The sequence below is a fragment of the Allobosea sp. 10N428 genome, assembly GCF_056394545.1.
In genome coordinates this window covers 1028656-1050589 of the sequence record NZ_JBFTIC010000001.1, presented here as the reverse complement: position 1 = coordinate 1050589, position 21934 = coordinate 1028656, and the positions used below count along the sequence as shown (strand labels likewise).

The following is a 21934-nucleotide window of genomic DNA, read 5'->3' as shown; positions in this document are numbered from 1 at the left end:
AAGGATGCTCCGGAGGGTTCCAGAGCCTCCTGAAGCAGCCTTCGAGACGCGCTCTTCGAGCGCTCCTCAGGATCAGGGCTCGTCGGCTTTGAAGGGCAGAACATTATTCTGCCGCCAGCCGTGTAGCGCGCCACTGCGCGAGCAGCGCGCGTAGCGCCGCTGGTTTCAGGGGCTTGTTGAGCAGGTAGACGTCGAGCGCATTCGCCGCCTCGCGGACATGCGGCGTCCGGTCGGCGGTGAGCAGGATCGCCGGCATCGGCGTGCGCGCCCGCGCCCTGAGCGCGCTGATCGCGGTGAGCCCGTTGCCGTGGTCGAGGTGATAATCGGCGATCAGCACGTCGGCCTCGCCCTTGCCGCCGACATGCGGCAGGGCCTCCTCCAGGCTGGAGGCGGTGCGCACCTGGCAGCCCCAGCCTTCGAGCAGCCGCTTCATGCCGTCGAGAATGGCCGGCTCGTTGTCGATGACCAGCAGCCGCATTCCGGCGAGCTGCCCGGCCGGCGCCTGCCGCGGCGCGCTCCCCGTCGCCATGGCCGGCAGCGGCGCAGCGCGCGGCACCGCGACCGAGAAGCGCGTGCCGCGCCCCGGCGCCGAATCGAGCGTCAGCCCGTGGTCGAGGGCGCGTGCGATGCGCTGCACGATCGAGAGCCCGAGACCCAGGCCTCGCGCCACCTTGGCGCCTTGGTCGAGCCGCTGGAACTCCCGGAAAACCGTCTTCTGCTTGCTTTGCGGAATGCCGAGCCCGGTATCGATCACCTCGACCGCGACCTGATTGCCCCGGCGGCGGCAGCCGATCAGCACCTTGCCGTTCGGCGTGTATTTGATCGCGTTCGAGATCAGGTTCTGCAGGAGGCGGCGCAGCAGGCGCCGGTCTGAGCGCAGCGTCAGGCTGGTCGGCATGAAGACGAGCTTGAGGCCTTTTTCCTGGGCGCTCGGCTCGAATTCGCGCTGGAGCTGGCGCATCAGCTCGTCGAGCCGGAAAGAGGAGAGCTCGGGCCTCAGCGCTCCGCCGTCGAGCCGGGAGATCTCGAGCAGCGCGGTGAGGATCTCCTCGACCGCGTCGAGCGAGGCGTCGATGTTCTCGGCCAGATCCGGCTCCCCGGCGGTGCGGTCGCGCTCGACCAGCGATGTCGCATAGAGCCGCGCCGCGTTGAGCGGTTGCAGGATGTCGTGGCTGGCGGCGGCGAGGAAGCGCGTCTTGGAAGCGTTGGCGGCTTCGGCTTCGGCCTTGGCGCGCTGCAGCTCGGCATTGACGTGCAGGAGTTCCTCGGTGCGCTCGGCGACGCGTTTCTCAAGGCGCTCATTGGCGCGTTCGAGCTCTTCCTCGCCGGCGACCGTCTCGGTGATGTCGGTATACGTCGTGACGAAGCCGCCATCCGGCAGCGCATTGGTGCGGACTTCGATGACCTTCTTGGAGGGATAGAGCTTGAGGCGCACCGGCTCGCGGTCCTTGACGAAGCTCTCCAGCCGCGCCGCCATCAGCTCGTCCTGCGCACCGTCGCCATAGGCGCCGCGCGCGGCGTTGAAGCGCACGATCTCGTCGAGCCCGGTGCCGAAGCGCACCAGCGAGGGCGGCAGGTCGTATAGCGCCACAAAGGCCTGGTTCCAGGCGACGATGCGCAGATCCCGGTCAAGCACCGTGATGCCCTGGCCGGCATGGTCGAGGCCGTGCTGCAGGATGTCGCGATTATATTGCAGGGCCGCCGAGGCGTCGTCGAGCAGCTTGAAGGCGGCTTCGGTCGAGAGATTGCGCCGTTTCAGCAGCAGCGAGAGCACGAGCCGCGACGAGGCCGCGCCGATGGCGGAGGAGAGCAGATGCTCGCCGAAGCGCAGCAGGTGGATATCGGCATGGCGATTGGGGTCCGGCATCTCGCCGCGGCTGGAATTGAAGCCCTCGAAGGCGCGTTCGGTGCGCTCGTGGCCGAGATAGCGCGCGATGGTCGCCTGCAACTCGCCTTCGGTGACGCTGGTGCGCCAGAGCGAGAAGGACTGTGCCATCGTCGCGGGCTGGGATTCGACGAAGGCATTGGCCTGCAGCCGCTCCATCGCATTGGCGGGCCTGAGCAGCGAGAAACCGACATAGGCGAGGATGTTGAGGCCGAGGCTCCAGAACACGCCATGCGGCAGCGCCGGCCAGTCGAGCCCGAACAGCGCTTCCGGCCGCAGGGTTTCGGCGCCGAAGGGGCCGTTCGCGACGATGCTGCTCCACCAGCCGCCGGGGAGGGCGAGGCTCGGCATCAGCAAGGTGTAGGCCCAGACCATGGTGCCGATCGTCAACCCGGCCGCCGCGCCGAGCGCCGTGCCGCGCCGCCAGAACAGCCCGCCGAAGAAGGCCGGTGCGATCTGCGCGGTCGCCGCGAAGGAGAGCAGGCCGATCGAGACCAGCGCAGCCTCTCCGGAGGCGCGGTAATAGACATAGCCGAGCAGGATCACGAGGAAGATGCCGAGCCTGCGGATGACGACGACCTGCGAGCCGAGGTCGCCGCCCGTGCTGCCGTCGCTGCTGCCGTTGAAAAGCCGGCCGGAACGATTGGGGTCGCTGAGCGCGCGCCGCACGCGCAGCAGCACGGGCATCACGATGTGGTTGGAGATCATGATCGCGAGCGCGACGGAAGCGACGATCACCATCGCCGTCGCCGCTGAGAGGCCGCCGACGAAGACGAAGAGCGCGATCACCCCCGCCTCGCTCTGCAAAGGCAGCAGCAGGACCGTCATGTCGCGATCGACGCCGCTTCCGGGCATCATGATCTCGCCGGCGGCCGCCAGCGGCAGCACGAACAGGTTGATCAGGACGAGGTAGAGCGGGAACATCCAGGCTGCGCGCCGCACGTCGCGCACGTCGCGGTTTTCCACGATGGTCATGTGGAACTGGCGCGCCAGCAGCAGCGCCGCACAGCTCGACAGCAGGGTCAGCGTCAGGAAGTTCGGCCAGCTCGACGTCCGCTCCCAGATCGGCAGCATGCCCTCGGCGGGTTTCGCTGCCTGGGCCAGCAGGTCGCCCGGCCCGCCGAACAGCCCGTAGACGACGAAGGCGCCGAGGACGAGGAAGGCCACGAGCTTGATCAGCGATTCGACCGCGATCGCGAGCACGAGCCCGTCCTGGTGTTCGGTGGCGTCGATGTGGCGCGTGCCGAAGGCGCAGGCGAAGCTGGCGAGCACGATCGCAACGACGAAGGGCAGGTCGCTCAGCAGCGGGACGCCCGGCATCAGCGCATGGCCGCCCGTCGCGGTGAGGAAGACCGAGAGCGAGTTGGCAACGGCCTTCAACTGCAGGGCGATATAGGGTAGCGCGCCGATCACGGCGACGATGCAGACCAGCGCCGCGACCCGCTCGCTCTTGCCGTAGCGCGCGCCGACGAAGTCGGCGATCGAGGTGATGTTCTGGGACTTGGCGATGCTGACGATGCGCCCGACGAAGCGGTGGCCGAGGCCGATGACGAGGATCGGCCCGACATAGATGCCGAGGAAGTCGAATCCGGCGCGATTGGCAAAGCCGACCGAGCCGTAGAAGGTCCAGGAGGTGCAGTAGACGCCGAGTGCGAGCGCATAGATCGTGGTGCGCGCCCGGCCGGAGATCAGCTTGCGGCCCGAGGTGTCGGCGATATGGGCCACGGCGAACAGGCCGCACAGATAGGCGAGCGCGACCAGAATCACGGACCAGGCGGGAATCATGTCGCGATCCCTGGCGTGCCGATGCGCGAACGAGGCCGGAGTCCGATCGCCATGAACTTCCGTTTCGAAATGAGCTGTCGCTTCGAGTTTTGTGACAGTTTATCGGACGTGCCCCGAGCCCGCCATAGGACAAAGGCGCAAGTCATCCCCAGCTCTTTGCTGCGAAAGCCCCGATGCGCCTGATTTTGGCGGGCATTCGGGCTTTTCCTGTTCCGCCGGGTTGGTCTAGCGTCCTGAAACCGGCTGACGGGGCAGTGTCGTAGACTAGAAGGGGTCCAGCATGCTGAAGGAATTCAAGGAATTCGCACTGAAGGGCAATGTCATCGACCTTGCTATCGGCGTGGTCATCGGCGCGTCCTTCGGCAGGATCGTCGATTCTCTCGTCCAGGACATCATCATGCCGTTCATCGGCGCGCTGGGCGGCGTCGACTTCTCGAACTACTTCTTCGGCCTCAACCGCGCCGTCACCTCGCCCGTTCTGGTGGACGCCAAGAAGCAGGGCGCGGTGCTGGCCTATGGCAACTTCGTCACCGTGGCGATCAACTTCCTGATCATCGCCTTCGTCCTCTTCCTCGTGGTCAAGGGCATCAACCAGCTCAAGCGCCGTGCGGAAGCCGCTACGCCGGCCCCGGCCGCGCCCGCGGCCGATGTCGCGCTGTTGACCGAGATCCGGGACCTGCTCAAGCAGCAGAAGGGTGCCTGACGGTTTCGTCCCCGCGGCCGCGATTCATCACGGCCGCCGATCGACCTGATCTCGCGATTTCATGCCAGCCGGCGCCGCGATCGGCTAAAGCAGGACATCGAATGTCGCGAGGTCGATGCTGATGAACACCGCCACTCTGCCCGGTAGCACCCTGGTCGCGGAGCTCCGCCCGGAAGCCGTCAACGCGCCGGAAAGCGGCATCGTCGAGGTCATGAACTATGGCCGGCTGCGGCCGGGCCTGATTCCGCTCTGGGTCGGCGAGGGCGATCTGCCCACCCCGTCCTTCATCAGCGACGTGGCGGCGCGCTCGCTTGCGGCCGGCGAGACCTTCTACACCTGGCAGCGCGGTATTCCCGAGCTGCGCGAGGCGCTGGCGCGCTATCACGAGCGCCTCTACGGCCAGAGCTTCTCGCCTGAGCGGTTCTTCATCACCGGCTCGGGCATGCAGTCGGTCCAGATCGCGGTCCGCATGATCGCGGGGCCGGGCGACGAGCTGATCATCCCGACCCCCGCCTGGCCGAATTTCGGCGCGGCGGTCAGCGTTGCCGGCGCGCGCACGGTCTGCGTCCCGATGGATTATGCGCAGGGCCGGTTCACGCTCGATCTCGACAAGCTCGCAGCTGCGATCACGCCGAAGACGCGCGGCATCCTGATCAATTCGCCCTCTAACCCGACCGGCTGGACAGCGACGCGGGCCGAGCAGGAAGCGCTGCTCGCGCTCTCGCGCAAGCACGGCATCTGGATCATCGCCGACGAGATCTATGGCCGCTTCGTCTTCGACGGTTCGGAACGCGCGCCCTCCTTCCACGACATCATGGGGCCGGAGGACCGCGTCGTCTTCGTTCAGACCTTCTCGAAGAACTGGGCGATGACGGGTTGGCGCATCGGCTGGATCGAGGCGCCGGAAGCCTTCGGCCAGGTCATCGAGAACCTGATCCAGTACTCGACCTCCGGCTCGCCGGTCTTCGTGCAGCGGGGCGCGGTCGCAGCGTTGGACGATGGCGAGAGCTTTGTCGCCGAGCAGATCGCGCGCGCCGCCGAAGGCCGGCGGATCATCTTCGAGGGCCTGAAGGCGACGAACCGCGTGACGCTCTCGGCGCCGGTCGGGGCGTTCTACCAGTTCTTCTCCGTCGATGGCCGCGACGATTCCCGCAAGCTGGCGCTCGAACTGGTCGACAAGGCCAATGTCGGCCTCGCTCCCGGCACGGCCTTCGGTCCCGGCGGCGAAACCGGCTTGCGCCTGTGCTTTGCTCGCAAGTCCTCCGATCTGGTCGAGGCGGTCGCCCGGCTGCAGAAGGCTCTGGCGACGATCTGAGCCGCCGCGCCCGCAGCGCAGAGCTGCCTTGCGCGCGGGCGGGCCGAGCGCGATTGACCGTTGCGGCGCCTGCCGCCATGAACGCTCCGGCGCGGCCCGATCTGCGCGCCCGGAGCTCAATGAAACCCTTCGGATACCCGACGAACCGGCTGACGATCCTCTGGCGGGAGGTTCTCGTCATTGCATTGGCCGCTGTGGGCGGCGGCCTGTTTGCGCTGCTCGGCATGCCGGCCGCCTGGCTCTCGGGCTCGATGGTGCTGAGCACGGCCGTGGCGCTGGTGCGCCCGCTTCCGACGCTGCGGCGGCCCTGGTTCGACGCGACGATGGTGCTGTCCGGCACCATTCTCGGGTCTTCGGCCACGCCTGAAGCGTTGGCCGCCGCCGCACGCTACCCTGCCTCGCTTGCCGTGCTCCTCGTCGGTGTCGCCGCGATCATGCTCGCGACAGGCGCCTATCTGCGCCATGTCGCGCGTTGGCCCTGGATTGACGCGCTGCTCGCCGCCGCGCCCGGCGCGCTCTCGACGGTGCTCGCCGTGGCCCAGGCCAAGGGCGCCAATATCGGACGCATCTCGGTGGTTCAGCTGTTCCGGTTGCTCGTCCTGGTCGCCTGCCTTCCCAGCCTCATGCAGGCGACCGGCATTTCTGCCGGAGCCCCTATTCCGGCTTCGGTCTCGATCGGCCCCGGCACCATGCTGGGCGTGACGATGGCAGGCCTGCTGCTCGGCCTCGGCCTCGACCGGCTTGGGCTTGCGGCGCCGCTGATGTTCGGCGCGACCTTCGCCAGCGCGGTCCTGCACGGCTCCGGCCTGATCGAAGGCACGCTGCCGCAGCCGGTCCAGATCGCCGTCCAGATCCTGCTGGGCTCGACCATGGGCGGGCGCATCGCCCATATCCCGCGCAAGGAACTCAGGGGGTTGTTTCCGCTGGCGATCGGCGGCTTCGCCGTCTCGATCGGTGTCGCCTTCCTGTTCGCCTGGCCGGCGGCCTGGCTCGCCGGTACATCCTACGCCAGCGGCATGGTCGCTTTTGCGCCGGGAGGGCTGGAGGCGATGGCGATGCTGGCCTTCGCGATGGGGCTCGACACGCTTTATGTCGGTGCTCACCATCTCGTGCGCTTCGTCATCATCGGCCTTGCCATGCCGCTGGTGCTGATGCGGGTGAAGAGCGAGCCGCCACGCTGAGGCAGGTCGCGGCGGCTCAGCCGCCCGGCCGCGCCGCCCCGTTAGTGTGCGTCATCACCGAATAGAGCGAAGTCGTGCCGCAGATGAACAGGCGGTTGAGCTTCGGGCCGCCCCAGCAGACATTGGCGACGATCTCAGGGATCGCGACCTTGCCGATCAGCGTGCCGTCAGGGTGGTAGATGTGCACGCCGTCGGCCGCGCTCGTCCAAATCCGGCCTTCGACGTCGAGGCGAAAGCCGTCGAACAGCCCGGCCGTGCAGGTGGCGAACACCTTGGAAGCGCCGAGCGTGCGGCCATCGCTCCCGATCGTAAAGCTGCGGATATGCCGCGGCCCGTTCTCGGGGTCGTGGCTGGCGCCGGTGTCGGCGATGTAGAGGATGCTCTCGTCCGGGGAGAAGGCGAGCCCGTTTGGCTTGACGAAATCATCGGAGACGATGGAGATCTCGCCGGTATTTCCGTCGATGCGGTAGACGTTGCAGGCGCCGATCTCGCTCGGCGACTTGTCGCCCTCGTAGTCGGTCAGGATGCCGTAATCGGGGTCCGTGAACCAGATCGAGCTATCGGACTTCACCACCACATCGTTGGGTGAGTTCAGCCGCTTCCCGCCATAGTGGCTCGCCAGCACGGTGATCGAGCCGTCATGCTCGGTGCGCGTCACCTGCCGCCCGCCATGCTCGCAAGTGACGAGCCGACCCTGAGCGTCGACGGTGTTGCCGTTGGAGTTGCGCGCCGGCTGACGGAAGGTGCCGACATGGCCGGTAAGCGCATCGTAGCGTAGCATCCGGTTGTTCGGGATGTCCGACCAGACCAGCGAGTTGTGCGCCGGGAACCACGCCGGTCCCTCCGACCAGCGCGCGCCGGTCCACAGGCGCTCGACCCGGGCCGAGCCGGGGATGACGCGGTGGAACCGCGGATCGAGCACCGAGAGCCCCGTGCCTTCGAGCACACCGAACATGTCATTCCTCCCTTGCTGCCGGATCGTCATTCTCGGGCGAAGCGAAGCGTAGACCCGAGAATCTCAGGCAGAGGAGCAGCTCTCTTGTCTTGAGATGCTCGGGTCAAGCCCGAGCATGACGGCTCCGCATGATCTCGGTCCAGCGAATGCTAGAGTGCAAGCCCCGCATCCCAATAAGGCGTGGCGCCGTAGAGATCTCCGAGATAATCGACGAAGGCGCGCACCTTCTGCTCCATGTGGCGGCGGCTTGGATAGACCGCGTAGACCGCGACGCGCGAGCCGACCGCATAGGCCGGGAGTACCCGCTGCAGAGCGCCCGATTTCAGCTCCGGGCCGACATCCCAGGTCGAGCGCAGCGCGACGCCGACGCCCGCCAGCAGCGCCTCGCGCACCACCTCGCTCGAATTGGTCCGCAAGGGGCCGTTGACGCGCACTGAGACCGGCCCTTCCGGCCCGTCCAGTCGCCAGTGATCGGCGTTATGCGCAATCAGCGTATGGCGGGGGAGGTCGCCGATCTCCGCCGGCACGCCATGCGCGGCGAGATAGCCCGGCGTGGCGCAGAGCACGCGATGGTTCGGCGCGAGCCGCTTCGCGACGAGGCTCGAATCCTGCAGGTCGGCGATTCGGATGGCGAGATCGAAACCCTCGCCGACGACATCGACGAAGGCGTCGCTCAGGACGAGCTCGACCGTCACCAGTGGGTTATCGTCGAGGAAGCGCTTGAGATGCGGCGCGACATGCATGCGCCCGAAGGAGGTCGGCGCCGAGACGCGCAGCGTGCCGCGGGCCTGCCCGGCGCCGCTCGCGACCCAGGCCTCGGCCTCCTCGATCGAGGACAGGATCGAGACGACGCGCTCATAGAAGCCCTGTCCGGCTTCGGTCAGCGCCAGCTGCCGGGTCGTGCGTTGGAGCAGGCGTACGCCGAGCCGCTCCTCGAGCCGGCGAATCCGCTTCGAGATGACGGCGGGCGACAGGTTGAGCTGGCGGCCTGCCGCCGACATGCTTTTCGCCGTCACCACATGCGCAAACACATCGAGATCGCCGAATCGGTCCATCAGCACGCCACCTTTTCCATTCTGGAAATAATGGCTGGCTTTAGCCGCGCTGCAAGAGCCATTGAATTGATCTAATCTGCAGCGCAAACAATGCGCCGAGAGCGGTGCTCTGGTGCCGTTGAGATGGGAGGGAGTGATGAGCGCGATAGCTTTTCCGGTGCCGGATGCCGGCATTCTCGCCCGCCGCGAATCGATCATCGCGGGCCTCGCCGGTCTGGTGGCGCGGGACGCCCTGATCACCAGCGACGACGAGCGCCGCCCCTACGAGACCGATGCGCTGACTGCCTATCGCCGCATGCCGCTCGCGGTCGTGCTGCCCTCGACCACGCAGGAGGTGGCGGCCGTGCTGCGCTATTGCCGCGAGCAGGGCGTCCCGGTGGTGCCGCGCGGCGCCGGCACCTCGCTCGCCGGCGGCGCGATTCCGCAGGAGGATGCGATCGTCATCGGCGTCTCGAAGATGAACCGCATCCTCGAGATCGACTATTCCAACCGCACCGCCAGGGTGCAGGCCGGCGTCACCAATCTCGCGGTGACCGGCGCCGTCGCGGCCGAGGGCTTCTTCTACGCGCCCGACCCGTCCTCGCAGCTTGCCTGCTCGATCGGCGGCAATATCGGCATGAACTCGGGCGGCGCGCATTGCCTGAAATACGGCGTCACCACCAATAACGTGCTCGGCGTCACGCTGGTCATGCTCGACGGCAGCATCGTCGAGATCGGCGGCGGCCATCTCGATTCGCCGGGCTACGACCTGCTCGGCCTGATCAACGGCTCGGAGGGCCAGCTCGGAATCATCACCGAGGCAACGGTCCGCATCCTGCGTTCGGCCGAGGGCGCGCGTCCGGTGCTGTTCGGCTTCCCGACCAGCGAGCAGGCCGGTGCGGCCGTGGCGGCGATCATCGGCGCCGGCATCATCCCGGTCGCGATGGAGTTCATGGACAAGCCGGCGATCGAGATCTGCGAGGCCTTCGCCAAGGCGGGCTACCCGATGGATGTCGAGGCGCTGCTGATCATCGAGGTCGAGGGCTCGGATGCCGAGATGGACGCCCAGCTTGCCCGCATCGTCGCCATCGCTAGGGAGCACGGCGTCAAGACGGTGAAGGAGAGCCAGTCCGCCATGGAGTCGGCCGCGATCTGGAAGGGCCGTAAATCGGCCTTCGGCGCCACCGGCCGCATCGCGGATTACATCTGCATGGACGGCACCATCCCGACCGGGCAGCTCCCCTACGTGCTGAAGCGCATGGACGAGATCGTGAAGAGCTATGGCCTGCGCGTCGCCAACGTCTTCCACGCCGGCGACGGCAACCTCCACCCGCTCATCCTCTACAATTGCAACGACCCGGTCGAGGCGCAGAAAGCGGAGGATGCCGGCATGGACATCCTCAAGCTCTGTGTCGAGGTCGGTGGCTGCCTCACCGGCGAGCACGGCGTCGGCATCGAGAAACGCGACCTGATGACCTTCCAGTTCAACGAAGCGGATCTTGCCCAGCAGATGCGGGTGCGGGCGGTGTTCGACGAGCGCTGGCTGCTCAATCCCGCGAAGGTTTTTCCGCTCGAGGGGCGTATCGCGGCGTGATCATCCACACCCCCACCACTGAGGCGCAGGCCTGCGCCGTCGTGAAATCGGTCATCGACTCCCGCGTGCCGCTGACCTTGAGCGGGGGCGGTACACGGGCTGGTCTCGGCCGCCCGGCCCAGGCCGCGAGCACCTTGTCCAGCGCGGGCCTCACCGGCATCACCCTCTACGAGCCGGCCGAGATGGTTATCGCCGCGCGCGCCGGCACGCAGCTCGCCCTGGTGCAGGAGACGCTGGCCGAGCGCGGTCAGATGCTGCCCTTCGAGCCGATGGACCACCGTGCCCTCTATGGCACCGAGGGCGAGCCGACGATCGGCGCCATCGCCGCCTGCAACATCTCCGGCCCACGCCGCATCAATGCCGGCGCCGCGCGCGATTCCCTGATCGGCATCCGCATGGTCAATGGCCGCGGCGAGATGATCAAATCCGGGGGCCGCGTGATGAAGAACGTTACCGGCCTCGATCTGGTGAAGCTCGTCAGCGGCAGCCACGGCACGCTCGGCTTCCTCACTGAAGTCACCTTCCGCGTGCTTCCGAAGCCGGCGGAGATCGCGACGCTGCAATGGCGCGGGTTGTCGGATGCGCAGGGCGTTGCTCTTCTATCGAAGGCGCTGGGCTCGCCCTTCGAGCCGATGGCCGCGGCCCATCTTCCTGCTGGCCTCGCTGGGGAGGCAGCCGTGACGCTCCTGCGCCTGGAGAATTTCCCGGACTCGATCGAATACCGCGCCGGCGAGCTCGCCCTGCTTCTCGGCGAATACGGCGTGCCCGACCGTCTCGAAGGCGAGGGCATGGCCGAACTCTGGCGCGATATCCGCGACGCTGCCTTCTTCGCCGGAACGGACGAGGCCGTCTGGCGCCTCTCGCTCAAGCCGACGGACGGCCCGAAGGCGGCCACGGCGATCGGGCGGATGCTGCCGGGCGCGCGCTGGTTCTACGACTGGGGCGGCGGGCTGGTCTGGCTGGCGGTTTCCGCCGATGGCGATGCCGGTACGGCCGCCATCCGCACCGCGCTGAAACCGCTCGGCGGCCACGCTATGCTGGTGCGGGCGCCCGATGCGGTGCGCGCTTCGGTCGAGGTGTTCCAGCCGCTGGCCGAGCCGCTGATGCGGGTCACGGCCGGCATCAAGAAGAGCTTCGACCCGGCCGGCATCTTCGAGCCCGGCCGGATGTATGCGGGGATCTGATGACGCTCGCTGATACGCTTTCCGCCGAGAGGCCTACGATCGGAGCGAACTGGGCGCCGGGCCGTCTGAGCCCAGTGGTTATCGCCGTGCTGGCGGCGCTGCTGACGGTCGGCGCGGCGGCCGTCCTGCTCTGGATGGGCCGCGAGCCCATCTGCAAGTGCGGGACCATCAAGCTCTGGCAGGGCACGGTGATGTCCTCCGAGAACTCCCAGCACATCGCCGACTGGTACACCTTCTCGCACATCATCCACGGCTTCCTGTTCTACGGCCTGTTCTGGCTGATCCGCCGCTTCACCGGCCTGCCGCTCTCCTTCGGCCTCGCGCTGCTGCTCGCCATCGTGATCGAGAGCGCCTGGGAGATCACCGAGAACACCGACGCGGTGATCAACCACTACCGCTCCGCCACGATCTCGCTGGACTATTACGGCGACAGCGTCCTGAACTCGGTTTCCGATATCCTGGCCATGGTACTGGGCTTCTTCGTCGCGCGGCTGGCGCCTGTCTGGCTGACTGTTTCGAGCGCGCTCGCAATGGAGCTGATCGTCGGCTGGTTGATCCGTGACAACCTCACCCTCAACGTCGTCATGCTGCTCTGGCCGATGGATGGGATCAAAGCCTGGCAGGGCGGAGCCTGAGCCATGCAGACCAACTTCACCCCCGAACGCCTTGCCTCCGATCCCCGCATGCCGGCCTCGGAGAAGATCCTGCGGACCTGCGTGCATTGCGGCTTCTGCACCGCGACCTGCCCGACTTATCTACTGCTCGGTGACGAGCTGGATTCCCCGCGCGGGCGGATCTACCTGATCAAGGACATGCTGGAGAACGGCAAGCCGGCGACGCCGGAGGTGGTCACCCATATCGACCGCTGCCTCTCCTGCCTGTCCTGCATGACGACCTGCCCCTCGGGCGTGCACTACATGCACCTCGTCGACCATGCCCGCGCCCATATCGAGGAGACCTATACGCGCTCCTGGCATGACCGGCTGCTGCGCAAGATTCTGGCTTCGATCCTGCCCTATCCCGGCCGTTTCCGGGCGGCGATGCTGGCGGCGCTCATCGGCAAGCCCCTCGCTCCCGTCCTCGGCGTGCTGCCGGTCGTCGGGCCGCGGCTGAAAGCGATGCTGGCACTGGCGCCGGTGCGGCTGCCGACGCGATCGACGATGGAGGGGCCGCAGAGCTTCCCCCCGCGCGCGGCACGGACGAAGCGCGTCGCGCTGCTCTCCGGCTGCGCCCAGCCGGTGCTCGATCCCGCGATCAACGAGGCGACGATCCGCCTGCTCAATAGGCACGGCGTCGAGGTTGTGCTGCCGAAGGGCGAGGGCTGCTGCGGCGCGCTCGTCCACCATATGGGGCAGGAGCACGACGCGCTCGCCTTCGCGCGTGCGAATATCGACGCCTGGATGGCGGAGATCGACGGCGAGGGGCTCGACGCCATCGTGATCACGGCCTCGGGCTGCGGCACGACGATCAAGGATTACGGCTTCATGTTCCGCAACGAGCCTGATTATGCCGAGAAGGCGGCGAAGGTCTCCGCGCTGGCGAAGGACGTCACCGAATTCCTGGAGACGCTGGAGCTCGCTCCAGTCCGCGATGTCGCTATGCCCATCGCCTATCACTCGGCCTGCTCGATGCAGCACGGCCAGCAGCTCAAGGACGGGCCGAAGCGGCTGCTCTCGGGCGCGGGCTTCAAGGTCAAGGAGGTGCCGGAGGGCCATATCTGCTGCGGCTCGGCCGGCGTCTACAACATCCTCCAGCCCGAGATCGCCGGCCGCCTGCGCGAGCGCAAGATCGGCAATATCGAGCGCACCAAGCCGGTGCTGGTCGCGACCGGCAATATCGGCTGTATGACCCAGCTCGCGAAGGGTTTTGCCGACAAGGGCGCGACCACGCCTGTGGTCCACACCGCCGAGCTGCTGGACTGGGCGACCGGCGGCCCGCTGCCGGAGAAGCTGGCGCGGGCCGGGATCGCGGATCGGCCGCTGCGGGAGAAGGCGCTGGCGGCTGCGGAGTAGCACGCCGTCATGCTCGCCCTTGTGGCGAGTATCCAGGTCTTGAACACCGCGCTCGCCGAACGAAGACGTGAATGGTCGGGACAAGCCCGACCATGACGGAGTGAGCTATCGACGCTCGAACCCTTGCCCCTCGCGCTCGTACGGTCTAACCCGCCATCAACCCACATCTGTGTTGCCCAACGCATATCTGGGTTATTTGGCCCAATTCGAGTTCGAACGCCCATGTCCGCCGACAAATCCGCCCCTGCCAAGCTGAAGGCCCGCCAGCCGCGCGGCTTCGTCGATCGTGGCCCGGCCGATGTCGCCGCCACCGAGCGCATGCTTTCCGTCATCCGCGAGAGCTTTTCGGTCTATGGCTTCGATCCGGTCGAGACGCCCTTCGTCGAGTACACCGATGCGCTCGGAAAATTCCTGCCCGATCAGGACCGCCCGAACGAGGGCGTCTTTTCCTTCCAGGACGATGACGAGCAGTGGCTCTCGCTGCGCTACGACCTGACCGCGCCGCTCGCGCGCTATGTCGCCGAGAATTTCGACGCGCTGCCGAAGCCCTATCGCAGCTATCGTGTCGGCTACGTCTTCCGCAACGAGAAGCCGGGGCCGGGCCGTTTCCGCCAGTTCATGCAGTTCGACGCCGATATCGTCGGCTCGGGCACCGTCGCGGGCGACGCCGAGATCTGCATGCTCGCCGCCGACACCATGGAGAAGCTCGGCATCAAGCGCGGCGACTATGTCGTGAAGGTCAACAACCGCAAGGTGCTCGACGGCGTGATGGAAGCCATCGGGCTGGGTGGTGAGGAGAATGCCGGGCGCCGTCTGACGGTGCTACGCGCTATCGACAAGCTCGATAAGTTCGGGCCGGAAGGTGTGCGGCTCCTGCTCGGCGAGGGGCGCAAGGACGAGAGCGGGGATTTCACGAAGGGCGCGGGGCTCAGTGATGAGCAAGCCTTGATAGTGTTGGATCTGCTGAATGTTGGTACGCGCGTCAACGCTGGGAAAAAGGAGCTGTTCGAGTTCTCTCCGTCTGCGACGTGGAAGGAAGCAGGTGGAGAGCTGAACTGGATGCGGGATCGCCTGGAGGGTTCTCCGAGGGGGCTGTCTGGTGTTGACGAGCTTGAAGAGATTTCTCGCTTATGTAGGGCGGCGGGGTACGGCGAAGACAGAATTAGTATCGACTCATCCGTCGTCCGCGGCCTCGAATACTACACCGGCCCGGTCTACGAGGTGGAGCTGACCTTCCCGGTCACCAATGACGACGGACAGGTCGTGCGTTTCGGTTCGGTGGCAGGGGGCGGGCGCTATGATGGCCTCGTCGGACGCTTCCGGCCCGAGCCGGTGCCGGCGACCGGCTTTTCTATCGGCGTCTCCAGGCTCTATTCGGCGCTGAAGGCGGTGAAGTCCCCCATCGTCGACAGCAAGAACGAACTCGCGCTCGTCGTCGTCACCGCGATGGACAACAAGTCGCCGGAGTTCATGCCCGGCTATCAGGCGATGGTCTCGGCGCTCCGCCAGGCCAAAGACGCGGACGGCAAGCCGCTGCTGCGGGCGGACCTCTATCTCGGCGCCTCCGGCTTCAACGCTCAGATGAAATATGCCGACCGGCGGGGCGCCGTCTGCGCGGTCATTCAGGGCTCTTCGGAGCGCGAGGCCGGCACCGTCGTCATCAAGGACCTGATCCTCGGCGCCGAGCTCGCTGCCGCCAGCCGCGACGTCAAGGATTCCGCCGAGCACAAGGCGAAGCAGGCCGAGGCGCAGTTCGCCGTGCCGGTGGCGGAGCTCGTCGAGGGCGTGAAAAAGGTACTGGCGCGACATTCGTGAGGCGCGGGGAACCCTTCTCCCGTGTGGGAGAAGGGCAGGGATGAGGGCAGGACGGCGCAAGCTGAATTTCTGGCCTTCCCTCATCCGGCGCTCCGCGCCACCTTCTCCCATTCGGGAGAAGGGAGGATCGCGTCTCGGCTCCCCACCCGCCAAACTCCGTTCACCCATTTCCCTCAAATCCCTCGAAAATTCGTCGCACCGCTGCTAGGACGGCGCTCGCAACAGGATAGGAAGCCGTGTCCGCAAGCCGCGCCAGCATTGAGACCGTGATCGCGCTCTTCGCAGGCGAGGGCTATGTCCATGCCGAGCCCGCGATCCTCCAGCCCGCCGACGTCTTCCTCGATCTTTCGGGCGAGGATATCCGCCGCCGCATCTTCATGACGCAGGATGCCGACGGCCGCGACTGGTGCCTGCGCCCCGAATACACCATCCCCGTCGCGCTCGATCACATCGCCTCGGGCTCGACCGAGCCGGCGGCCTATGCCTATGCCGGCCCGGTCTTCCGCATGCGTGCCAGTGAGCCGGGCGAGTTCCAGCAGGCGGGCATCGAATCCTTCGGTCGTGGCGATYTCACTGCCGCTGACGCCGAGATCATGGCTGTCACCATCGAGGCGACCGCCGTTCTCGGGTTGAAGGCGCCCCGCATCGCCATGGGCGATGTCGCGCTGCTCGGCGCGTTGCTTGACCGACTTTCGGTGCCGCAGGGCGCGCGACGCCGCCTCGTGCGCGCCATCGTGCAGGGCAGGGGCACGGAGGCCGTCGAGGCACTCGATCCGCCAACCGCCGAGGGCGATGCCGCCCATGCCGGCCTGCTCAAGGCGCTTGAAGGACAGGACCCCAAGGCCGCGCGCGCCTTCGTCGAGGATGTGCTGTCGATCGCTGGCATCTCGACCGTCGGCGGCCGCACCGCTGGCGATATCGCGGAACGTTTCCTGGCCCGCGCCGCCGAGCGCGAGAATCCGGTCAATGGCGACGTCAAGGCGCTGCTCGCGCAGGTGCTCGCCGTCTCCGGCGATCCCGACACCGCTTCCGCCGCGCTGCGGGCGCTGGCCGATCAGGCCTCGCTCGATCTCGGCCGCCAGCTCGATGCCTTCGACGAACGCACCGGCTTCCTCGCCGCGCGCGGCGTCGATGTCGGCACGATCCGCTTCTCGGCCGGCTTTGCCCGCAATCTCGACTACTACACCGGCTTCATCTTCGAGCTGCACGACACCACTCGCGGTGACGGCAAGCCGGTCGCCGGCGGCGGCCGCTACGACAACCTCCTCGGCCGTCTCGGTGCGGGCCGGCCGATCCCGGCCGTCGGCGCCTCGCTCTGGCTCGACCGGCTGACGGGAGACGCGGCATGAGCCAGCCATCCGGCAATGATGCCCCCCTCGTCCTCGCCGTGCCCTCGAAGGGCCGCCTGCAGGAGAACGCGACCGCCTTCTTCGGCCGCGCCGGGCTGAAATTCGTCAAGGCCAGCGGCGAGCGCGGCTATCGCGGCACGATCGCCGGGGTTGATGGCGCCGAGGTCGCGTTCCTCTCGGCCTCCGAGATCGTCTCGCAGCTTGCTTCGGGCGCCGCCCATCTCGGCATCACTGGCGAGGATCTCGTCCGTGAGCAGTTGTCCGATGCCGACGCCGCGGTCGAGATGCTGACGCCGCTCGGTTTCGGCCACGCCAATGTCGTCGTCGCGGTGCCGCAGGCCTGGATCGACGTGCGCAGCATGGCCGATCTCGAAGACGTCGCTTCGCATATGCGCGCCCGCCATGGCCGCAAGCTGCGCGTTGCCACCAAATATGTGCATCTGACCCGCCGCTTCTTCGCTGAGCACGGCCTCGCCGATTACCGTATCGTCGAGAGCCTCGGCGCGACCGAAGGCGCGCCCGCCGCCGGCACGGCCGAGATCGTCGTCGACATTACCACGACCGGGGCGACGCTTGCTGCCAACGCGCTGAAGGTGCTGGACGACGGCGTGATGCTGGCCTCGGAGGCCAATCTCGTTGCCTCGATGCGCGCGCCCTGGGGCGAGCGTGCCAAGGCAGCGGCGAAGACCATCCTCTCGCGCATCGCGGCGGAGGAAGAGGGGCGCACGATCCGCGAGGTCCGCGCGCGTCTCGATCTGTCTCCGGAGGTACTGGCGGTTCTCGGGGAGCGTTTCGGCGCCCGCCTGCCGTTCGGTGCGCCGGCGGCCGGTGCGCCGCTGACGCTGCATTGCCCGGACAAGGCCGTCTTCGCGCTGGTCGATCATCTCGACGGTCTCGGTGCCGACGATGTGACCGTCTCCGCCCTGGCTTACGTCTTCCGCCGGTCGAACCGCCTGCTGGAACGACTCAACGGCCGGATCTGAAGCCGCTTTTCTGCGACGGAATGACGGTATCCGTCGCGGTTCAGCCTTGATCCTGAACCAATTGGCCTCTAGGCGTTAACCGGTTTGGCGGCCGGCCGCGCGGCCGTGCGAGTGAATGCAGGTAAGACGATCATGATCCGACGCCTTGGCCTTGCGGCCGTTCTTGCTGGCCTGGCCGTGCCGATGCTGATGCCGGACGAGGCCATGGCGCAGCGCCGCCAGCAGATGCCGTCCCGCACGGAGCTCGGCGGGCAGACCGAGATTCCGCAGGCCCAGCAGGAGAAGACCTTTCCGGTCGGCGCGAGCTGGAGCGTCGTCCAGCTGAATGGCAAGCCCGTCTATGATCGCCGGGCGACGCTGATCATCGACAAGAACCTGCGCGGCACAGGTTTCGGCGGCTGTAACACCTTTTCGGCCTCGGCCTACCCTCTGCGCCAGCAGGGGATCGCGGTGGGGCCGATCGCCCTCACCAAGCGCGATTGCGACAAGGGGCTGCTCGAGTTCGAACGCACCTTCCTCACCGCCCTGCGCGCAGCGCGCAACTGGGACATCGTCAATGGCCGCCTCGTCATCAAGGGCGCGGCCGGCGAGTTGACCCTCAGCCGCTCGCTCTGATCGCTTCAGTTTCGACCGGCTGTTTCGGCGCCGGCTGCCTCAGGCAGCCGGCGTTTTTTCCATCGGTGTGGGGGTGAAGGTGTCGTCTGCGTTGGGTTCCATGGTGACGATGACGTCGTGCATGGAGCGCAGCGTCGTCCGGTGGCCGATCGAGACGATACGGGTCTGCGGGAGCTCCCGGTCGATCGTGGCGTAGATCTCGCCCTCCAGCTTCTCATCGAGCGAGGCGGTGGCCTCGTCGAGAAAGAGCCAGTCCGGCTTGCTCAGCAGCGCCCGCGCGACGGCCAGCCGCTGCTGCTCACCGCCGGAAAGCCGCTGCCCCCAGAGATCGATTTCGTCGAGCTTATCGGCGAGATGGCCGAGCTTGACCTTCTCCATCGCGGCGCGGATCGCGGCGTCGTCATATGCGCCTTCCTTGGCGGGATAGGCCAGCGCGGCTCGCAGCGAGCCCTGCGGCAGATAAGGGCGCTGCGGCAGCAGCATGATCTGCGCGTCGGGCGGAATCCCGACCTTGCCGTCGCCGAAGGGCCAGATGCCGGCAATGGCGCGGAACAGCGTCGACTTGCCCGAGCCGGACGGGCCGATCAGCAGGGTCGAGCGCGCCTTGCCGAAATCGAGCGCGCCGAGCTTCACGATCGGCTTGCCGTTCGGCAGCAGCAGCGTCGCGTTGCGGATGTGGAGGCCCTTGTCGCGCGAAGTCTCGCGGCTGAGCGCTTCCTCGCTGATCGGCCCGTGCTGCGCGTCGGCGATCGCTGTCTCGAACGAGGTCAGACGGTTGATCGAGGCGAGGTAGGAAGCGATCGAGGAGTAGCTGTTGATGATGAAGGAGAGCGCGGTCTGCACCCGGTCGAAGGCGCCGGCCACCTGCATCATGATGCCGAGCGTGATCGTGCCCGCGAAGTAGTAGGGGGCAAGGATGATGTAGGGCAGCACGACGCTGAGCTGGTTGTAGGACAGGGTGAAGCTCGTCAGCTTCAGCCGGCGCCAGACCAGCCGGTAGAAGTTCTCGACGATGTCGTAGAAGCGCTGGGCGAGATGCGCGCGCTCCGTCGGCTCGCCGACCATCAGCGCGATCTGCTCGGAATACTCGCGCAGACGGGCCAGGGAGAAGCGGAAATTCGCCTCGCGCTTCTCCTGCTCGAACTCGAGCCGGATCAGCGGGCGCCCGATCAGATGCGTCAGCCAGGTTGCCGCCGCGGCATAGAAGAACGCGACCCAGAAGATGTAGCCGGGAACGGCGATTGAGGTGCCCGGCAGGCTGAAGGCGACCGGGATGTTCCAGAGGATGATCGAGAACGAGACCAGCGTCGAAACCTGCGAGAGCAGGGGCAGCGCGAAATTATAGGTCTGGTTGACGAAGGCGCGGGTGTCCTCGGCGATACGCTGGTCGGGATTGTCGACGCTGCCGGCCAGCGCGATCCGGTAATGCGTCGCGTGATCGAGCCAGCGCCGCGTGTACTCGTTCGCCATGAACTGCCGCCAGCGGATCAGGATGGTGTAGTTGGCGAAGAGCTCGATGAGATTCGAGATAACCCAGAGCAGGGCCCAGACGCAGAAGACGTAGAAGAGCTGATACCAGAATGCCGCCGCGTCCTTGTTCTGCAGCGCGTCGTACATGTCGCGGTTGAAGAAGGAGAGGCGCAGCGTGATGCCGACCTGGACCTGGTTCAGCACGATCAGAAAGACGAATAGCGAGACGGCAAGCATCCCGAGCCGGATCCGGAACGGCCCGATCGGCCAGAGATTGGCCGTGGTGATCGCCTGCGACTCGAAATAGGGCGAGGCGATCCGCGCGATGCGCGCGATCACCGGCACGAAGGAGATCGCGTAGATCAGGATGCCGAAGACGCCCACGGTCGTCGGCAGGCTGGACGGTACCGGCGGAATCTGCAGCGCCGGGGGCCACCAATCGATCTGTGCCAGCACCGCCGCCGCGCCGAACAACACATATTCGATCGCGAAGACGCCAGAGAAGATGCGCAGGAAGAACGGCAGGCTCGGCGAGCGGAAGGTTACCGCTGCCAGAAGCAGGCCGACGACGCCCATGCCGATCAGCCCGGCCGAGCCGGCCTGCTGGCCGACGACCAGGGTGACAGCCGCCAACACGGCGACGAGGATGCTCAACAGACGCATGGGCAGGGATCCTGGCGGGAAACAGTGGGCTCCACGATTCGGACCATGTCGCAGCGGATGGGGCCTTTCAATGGCGATGCGCCCGAATGAGCAAATTGTCATCTGGTGGAGAGGCGGCGGCGAGGCTGAGACAGGCCGCCGCGCCATCAAGCAAAACGCCCCGGAACGAGCTTGGCTCGTCCGGGGCGGAAGGCAAAATCCAGCGGAACAGCGGCCCGCTAGCTGCAAGCATCACTGGGCGGCGACGATCTTGCCAGCGTCCCACTTGTACATCGAGAAGCTCGGCGAACTCAGGTCGCCGGTCTTGCCGTAGGTCAGCGTGCCGATGGCGGTCTTGACGGGCGTGCCCGCCTGCAGGGCCTTGGCGGCGCCGCTTGCGTCGCCCGGCTTGCCGGCCTTCTCGATGGCGGCCTTGAGCACCTCGACCGCGGCATAGGCGTTGAGCGTGAAGGCTTCCGGCGGAATGCCCTTCTCCTTCAGCGCGGCGACCGCCTCGGCTGAGTCCGGGTTCTTCAGCGCGTCGGTGGCGTTGGTGAAGAGCGTGCCCGTGGCGTGATCGCCGCCGATCGCCGCGAACTCCGTGTTGGAGAGACCCTCGCCGCCGATGATCGTGGCCTTGACGCCGGCATCGGCGAGCTGGCGCGAGAGCAGGCCACCCTCGGGGTGGTAGCCACCGAAATAGATCAGATCGACATTGGCGGCCTTGAGGCGCGTCACGACGGCCGAGAGATCCTTGTCGCCGGGGTTGACGGTCAGCGCGACGACTTCCTTGAGCCCGCCGGCATTGATGCCCTGCTGGAAGGCGTCGGCGAGGCCCTTTCCGTAAGTGCCCTTGTCGTGAACGATCGCGATCTTCTTGTCCTTCAGGTTCTTCAGGACATAGGCGGCGGCGATCTCCGCCTGCTGGTCGTCACGGCCACAGGTCCGGAAGACATTGGTCAGGCCGCGCGTGGTCAGGGCCGGCGAGGTTGCGGTCGGCGTCACCATCAGCACGCCGCTTTCGGAGAGCACGTCGGAAACCGCCATGGCGACGCCCGAGGTCACCGGACCCACCACGAACTTGACCTTCTCGCCGACGAGGAGGTTGGCGGATGAGACGCCCTGCTTGGGATCGCCGGCATCGTCGGCGAGCTTCAGCACGAGCTTCTCGCCGAGCACGCCACCATTCTTGTTGATGACGTCGACGGCGGTCTGGGCACCGTTCTTCACCTGATCGCCATAGGCGGCGACAGGGCCGGTCAGCGGCGCGATGAGGCCGATCGTGATGTCGGCCTGGGCGGCCTGGGCCGAGAGGAACAGCGTAGCGGCCAGCGCGACGCCGGAGAGGAAGTGGGACTTTTTCATCTGCATCTCCCTACGACATGCAATTTATGCGCGCGATCCCGCCGGGG

General features: G+C 66.9%; 16 protein-coding genes. 11 read left to right on the top strand and 5 right to left on the bottom strand.

Annotated features, from left to right (window positions below; translation table 11 throughout):
* Positions 1 to 103: 103 nt before the first annotated feature.
* Positions 104 to 3670 carry a hybrid sensor histidine kinase/response regulator gene (locus AC1DDA_RS04835; RefSeq protein WP_476794855.1) on the bottom strand — a complete coding sequence of 1189 codons (3567 nt, stop codon included), beginning with the start codon at positions 3668 to 3670 and terminating at the stop codon, positions 104 to 106.
* 280 nt (positions 3671 to 3950) lie between these two features.
* Between AC1DDA_RS04835 and mscL the strand changes: the two genes are divergently transcribed.
* From mscL to AC1DDA_RS04820, 3 genes are all read left to right on the top strand, one after another.
* Positions 3951 to 4373: a large conductance mechanosensitive channel protein MscL gene (gene mscL, locus AC1DDA_RS04830; protein ID WP_441511031.1), complete on the top strand. Its 423-nt coding sequence runs from the start codon at positions 3951 to 3953 to the stop codon at positions 4371 to 4373.
* A gap of 121 nt (positions 4374 to 4494) precedes the next feature.
* Complete coding sequence (locus tag AC1DDA_RS04825; RefSeq protein ID WP_476794854.1) at positions 4495 to 5688, top strand: pyridoxal phosphate-dependent aminotransferase; 1194 nt, start codon at positions 4495 to 4497, stop codon at positions 5686 to 5688.
* A gap of 119 nt (positions 5689 to 5807) precedes the next feature.
* Positions 5808 to 6869 (top strand): AbrB family transcriptional regulator, encoded by a 1062-nt coding sequence (locus tag AC1DDA_RS04820; RefSeq protein WP_476794853.1) that lies wholly within the window; start codon positions 5808 to 5810, stop codon positions 6867 to 6869.
* A 16-nt stretch (positions 6870 to 6885) separates the two neighbouring features.
* Here AC1DDA_RS04820 and AC1DDA_RS04815 read toward each other — a convergent pair whose 3' ends face one another.
* Positions 6886 to 7824: an SMP-30/gluconolactonase/LRE family protein gene (locus tag AC1DDA_RS04815; RefSeq protein WP_476794852.1), complete on the bottom strand. Its 939-nt coding sequence runs from the start codon at positions 7822 to 7824 to the stop codon at positions 6886 to 6888.
* Between the two features lie 149 nt (positions 7825 to 7973).
* The gene (locus AC1DDA_RS04810; RefSeq protein ID WP_476795125.1) at positions 7974 to 8879 is read right to left on the bottom strand and encodes a LysR family transcriptional regulator; all 906 of its coding nucleotides are present in this window, start codon (positions 8877 to 8879) and stop codon (positions 7974 to 7976) included.
* A gap of 136 nt (positions 8880 to 9015) precedes the next feature.
* On the opposite strand from AC1DDA_RS04810, the gene AC1DDA_RS04805 reads away from it, so the two are divergent.
* From AC1DDA_RS04805 to AC1DDA_RS04770, 8 genes are all read left to right on the top strand, one after another.
* On the top strand, positions 9016 to 10452 hold the full coding sequence (locus tag AC1DDA_RS04805; protein WP_476794851.1) for an FAD-binding oxidoreductase: 1437 nt from the start codon (positions 9016 to 9018) through the stop codon (positions 10450 to 10452).
* Positions 10449 to 11636 (top strand): FAD-binding protein, encoded by a 1188-nt coding sequence (locus tag AC1DDA_RS04800; RefSeq protein ID WP_476794850.1) that lies wholly within the window; start codon positions 10449 to 10451, stop codon positions 11634 to 11636. Before AC1DDA_RS04805 ends, AC1DDA_RS04800 begins: the two co-directional genes overlap by 4 nt.
* Positions 11636 to 12271, top strand: a complete 636-nt coding sequence (locus AC1DDA_RS04795) for a DUF2585 domain-containing protein (RefSeq protein ID WP_476794849.1) — start codon at positions 11636 to 11638, stop codon at positions 12269 to 12271. The genes AC1DDA_RS04800 and AC1DDA_RS04795 overlap by 1 nt, the downstream gene beginning before the upstream one ends.
* Positions 12272 to 12274: 3 nt before the next feature.
* Positions 12275 to 13648, top strand: coding sequence for a glycolate oxidase subunit GlcF (gene glcF, locus AC1DDA_RS04790; RefSeq protein ID WP_476794848.1), 1374 nt, complete (start codon positions 12275 to 12277; stop codon positions 13646 to 13648).
* Between the two features lie 222 nt (positions 13649 to 13870).
* A complete protein-coding gene (hisS, locus tag AC1DDA_RS04785; RefSeq protein WP_476794847.1) occupies positions 13871 to 15463 on the top strand; it encodes a histidine--tRNA ligase in 1593 nt (530 codons plus the stop codon).
* 236 nt (positions 15464 to 15699) lie between these two features.
* Positions 15700 to 16812: an ATP phosphoribosyltransferase regulatory subunit gene (locus tag AC1DDA_RS04780; RefSeq protein WP_476794846.1), complete on the top strand. Its 1113-nt coding sequence runs from the start codon at positions 15700 to 15702 to the stop codon at positions 16810 to 16812.
* Complete coding sequence (gene hisG, locus AC1DDA_RS04775) at positions 16809 to 17795, top strand: ATP phosphoribosyltransferase (RefSeq protein WP_441511043.1); 987 nt, start codon at positions 16809 to 16811, stop codon at positions 17793 to 17795. The genes AC1DDA_RS04780 and hisG overlap by 4 nt, the downstream gene beginning before the upstream one ends.
* Before the next feature lie 132 nt (positions 17796 to 17927).
* Entirely contained in the window at positions 17928 to 18410 is a 483-nt protein-coding gene (locus AC1DDA_RS04770; protein WP_441511044.1) for an META domain-containing protein, read from the top strand.
* A 39-nt stretch (positions 18411 to 18449) separates the two neighbouring features.
* On the opposite strand, the gene AC1DDA_RS04765 is transcribed toward AC1DDA_RS04770, so the two are convergent.
* Both AC1DDA_RS04765 and AC1DDA_RS04760 read right to left on the bottom strand, forming a co-directional pair.
* Entirely contained in the window at positions 18450 to 20543 is a 2094-nt protein-coding gene (locus AC1DDA_RS04765) for an ABC transporter ATP-binding protein/permease (protein ID WP_476794845.1), read from the bottom strand.
* Positions 20544 to 20774: 231 nt separating this feature from the next.
* On the bottom strand, positions 20775 to 21887 hold the full coding sequence (locus tag AC1DDA_RS04760; protein ID WP_476794844.1) for a branched-chain amino acid ABC transporter substrate-binding protein: 1113 nt from the start codon (positions 21885 to 21887) through the stop codon (positions 20775 to 20777).
* Positions 21888 to 21934: the final 47 nt, after the last annotated feature.

Excerpts from the sequence above, each read along its gene's own strand:
- AC1DDA_RS04765 (WP_476794845.1), bottom strand. The coding sequence starts at position 20,543 with ATGCGTCTGTTGAGCATCCTCGTCGCCGTGTTGGCGGCTGTCACCCTG.
- hisS (WP_476794847.1), top strand. The coding sequence starts at position 13,871 with ATGTCCGCCGACAAATCCGCCCCTGCCAAGCTGAAGGCCCGCCAGCCG.
- mscL (WP_441511031.1), top strand. The coding sequence starts at position 3,951 with ATGCTGAAGGAATTCAAGGAATTCGCACTGAAGGGCAATGTCATCGAC.
- glcF (WP_476794848.1), top strand. The coding sequence starts at position 12,275 with ATGCAGACCAACTTCACCCCCGAACGCCTTGCCTCCGATCCCCGCATG.
- AC1DDA_RS04820 (WP_476794853.1), top strand. The coding sequence starts at position 5,808 with ATGAAACCCTTCGGATACCCGACGAACCGGCTGACGATCCTCTGGCGG.
- AC1DDA_RS04770 (WP_441511044.1), top strand. The coding sequence starts at position 17,928 with ATGATCCGACGCCTTGGCCTTGCGGCCGTTCTTGCTGGCCTGGCCGTG.
- AC1DDA_RS04805 (WP_476794851.1), top strand. The coding sequence starts at position 9,016 with ATGAGCGCGATAGCTTTTCCGGTGCCGGATGCCGGCATTCTCGCCCGC.
- AC1DDA_RS04825 (WP_476794854.1), top strand. The coding sequence starts at position 4,495 with ATGAACACCGCCACTCTGCCCGGTAGCACCCTGGTCGCGGAGCTCCGC.
- AC1DDA_RS04810 (WP_476795125.1), bottom strand. The coding sequence starts at position 8,879 with ATGGACCGATTCGGCGATCTCGATGTGTTTGCGCATGTGGTGACGGCG.
- AC1DDA_RS04835 (WP_476794855.1), bottom strand. The coding sequence starts at position 3,670 with ATGATTCCCGCCTGGTCCGTGATTCTGGTCGCGCTCGCCTATCTGTGC.
- AC1DDA_RS04760 (WP_476794844.1), bottom strand. The coding sequence starts at position 21,887 with ATGAAAAAGTCCCACTTCCTCTCCGGCGTCGCGCTGGCCGCTACGCTG.
- hisG (WP_441511043.1), top strand. The coding sequence starts at position 16,809 with ATGAGCCAGCCATCCGGCAATGATGCCCCCCTCGTCCTCGCCGTGCCC.
- AC1DDA_RS04795 (WP_476794849.1), top strand. The coding sequence starts at position 11,636 with ATGACGCTCGCTGATACGCTTTCCGCCGAGAGGCCTACGATCGGAGCG.
- AC1DDA_RS04815 (WP_476794852.1), bottom strand. The coding sequence starts at position 7,824 with ATGTTCGGTGTGCTCGAAGGCACGGGGCTCTCGGTGCTCGATCCGCGG.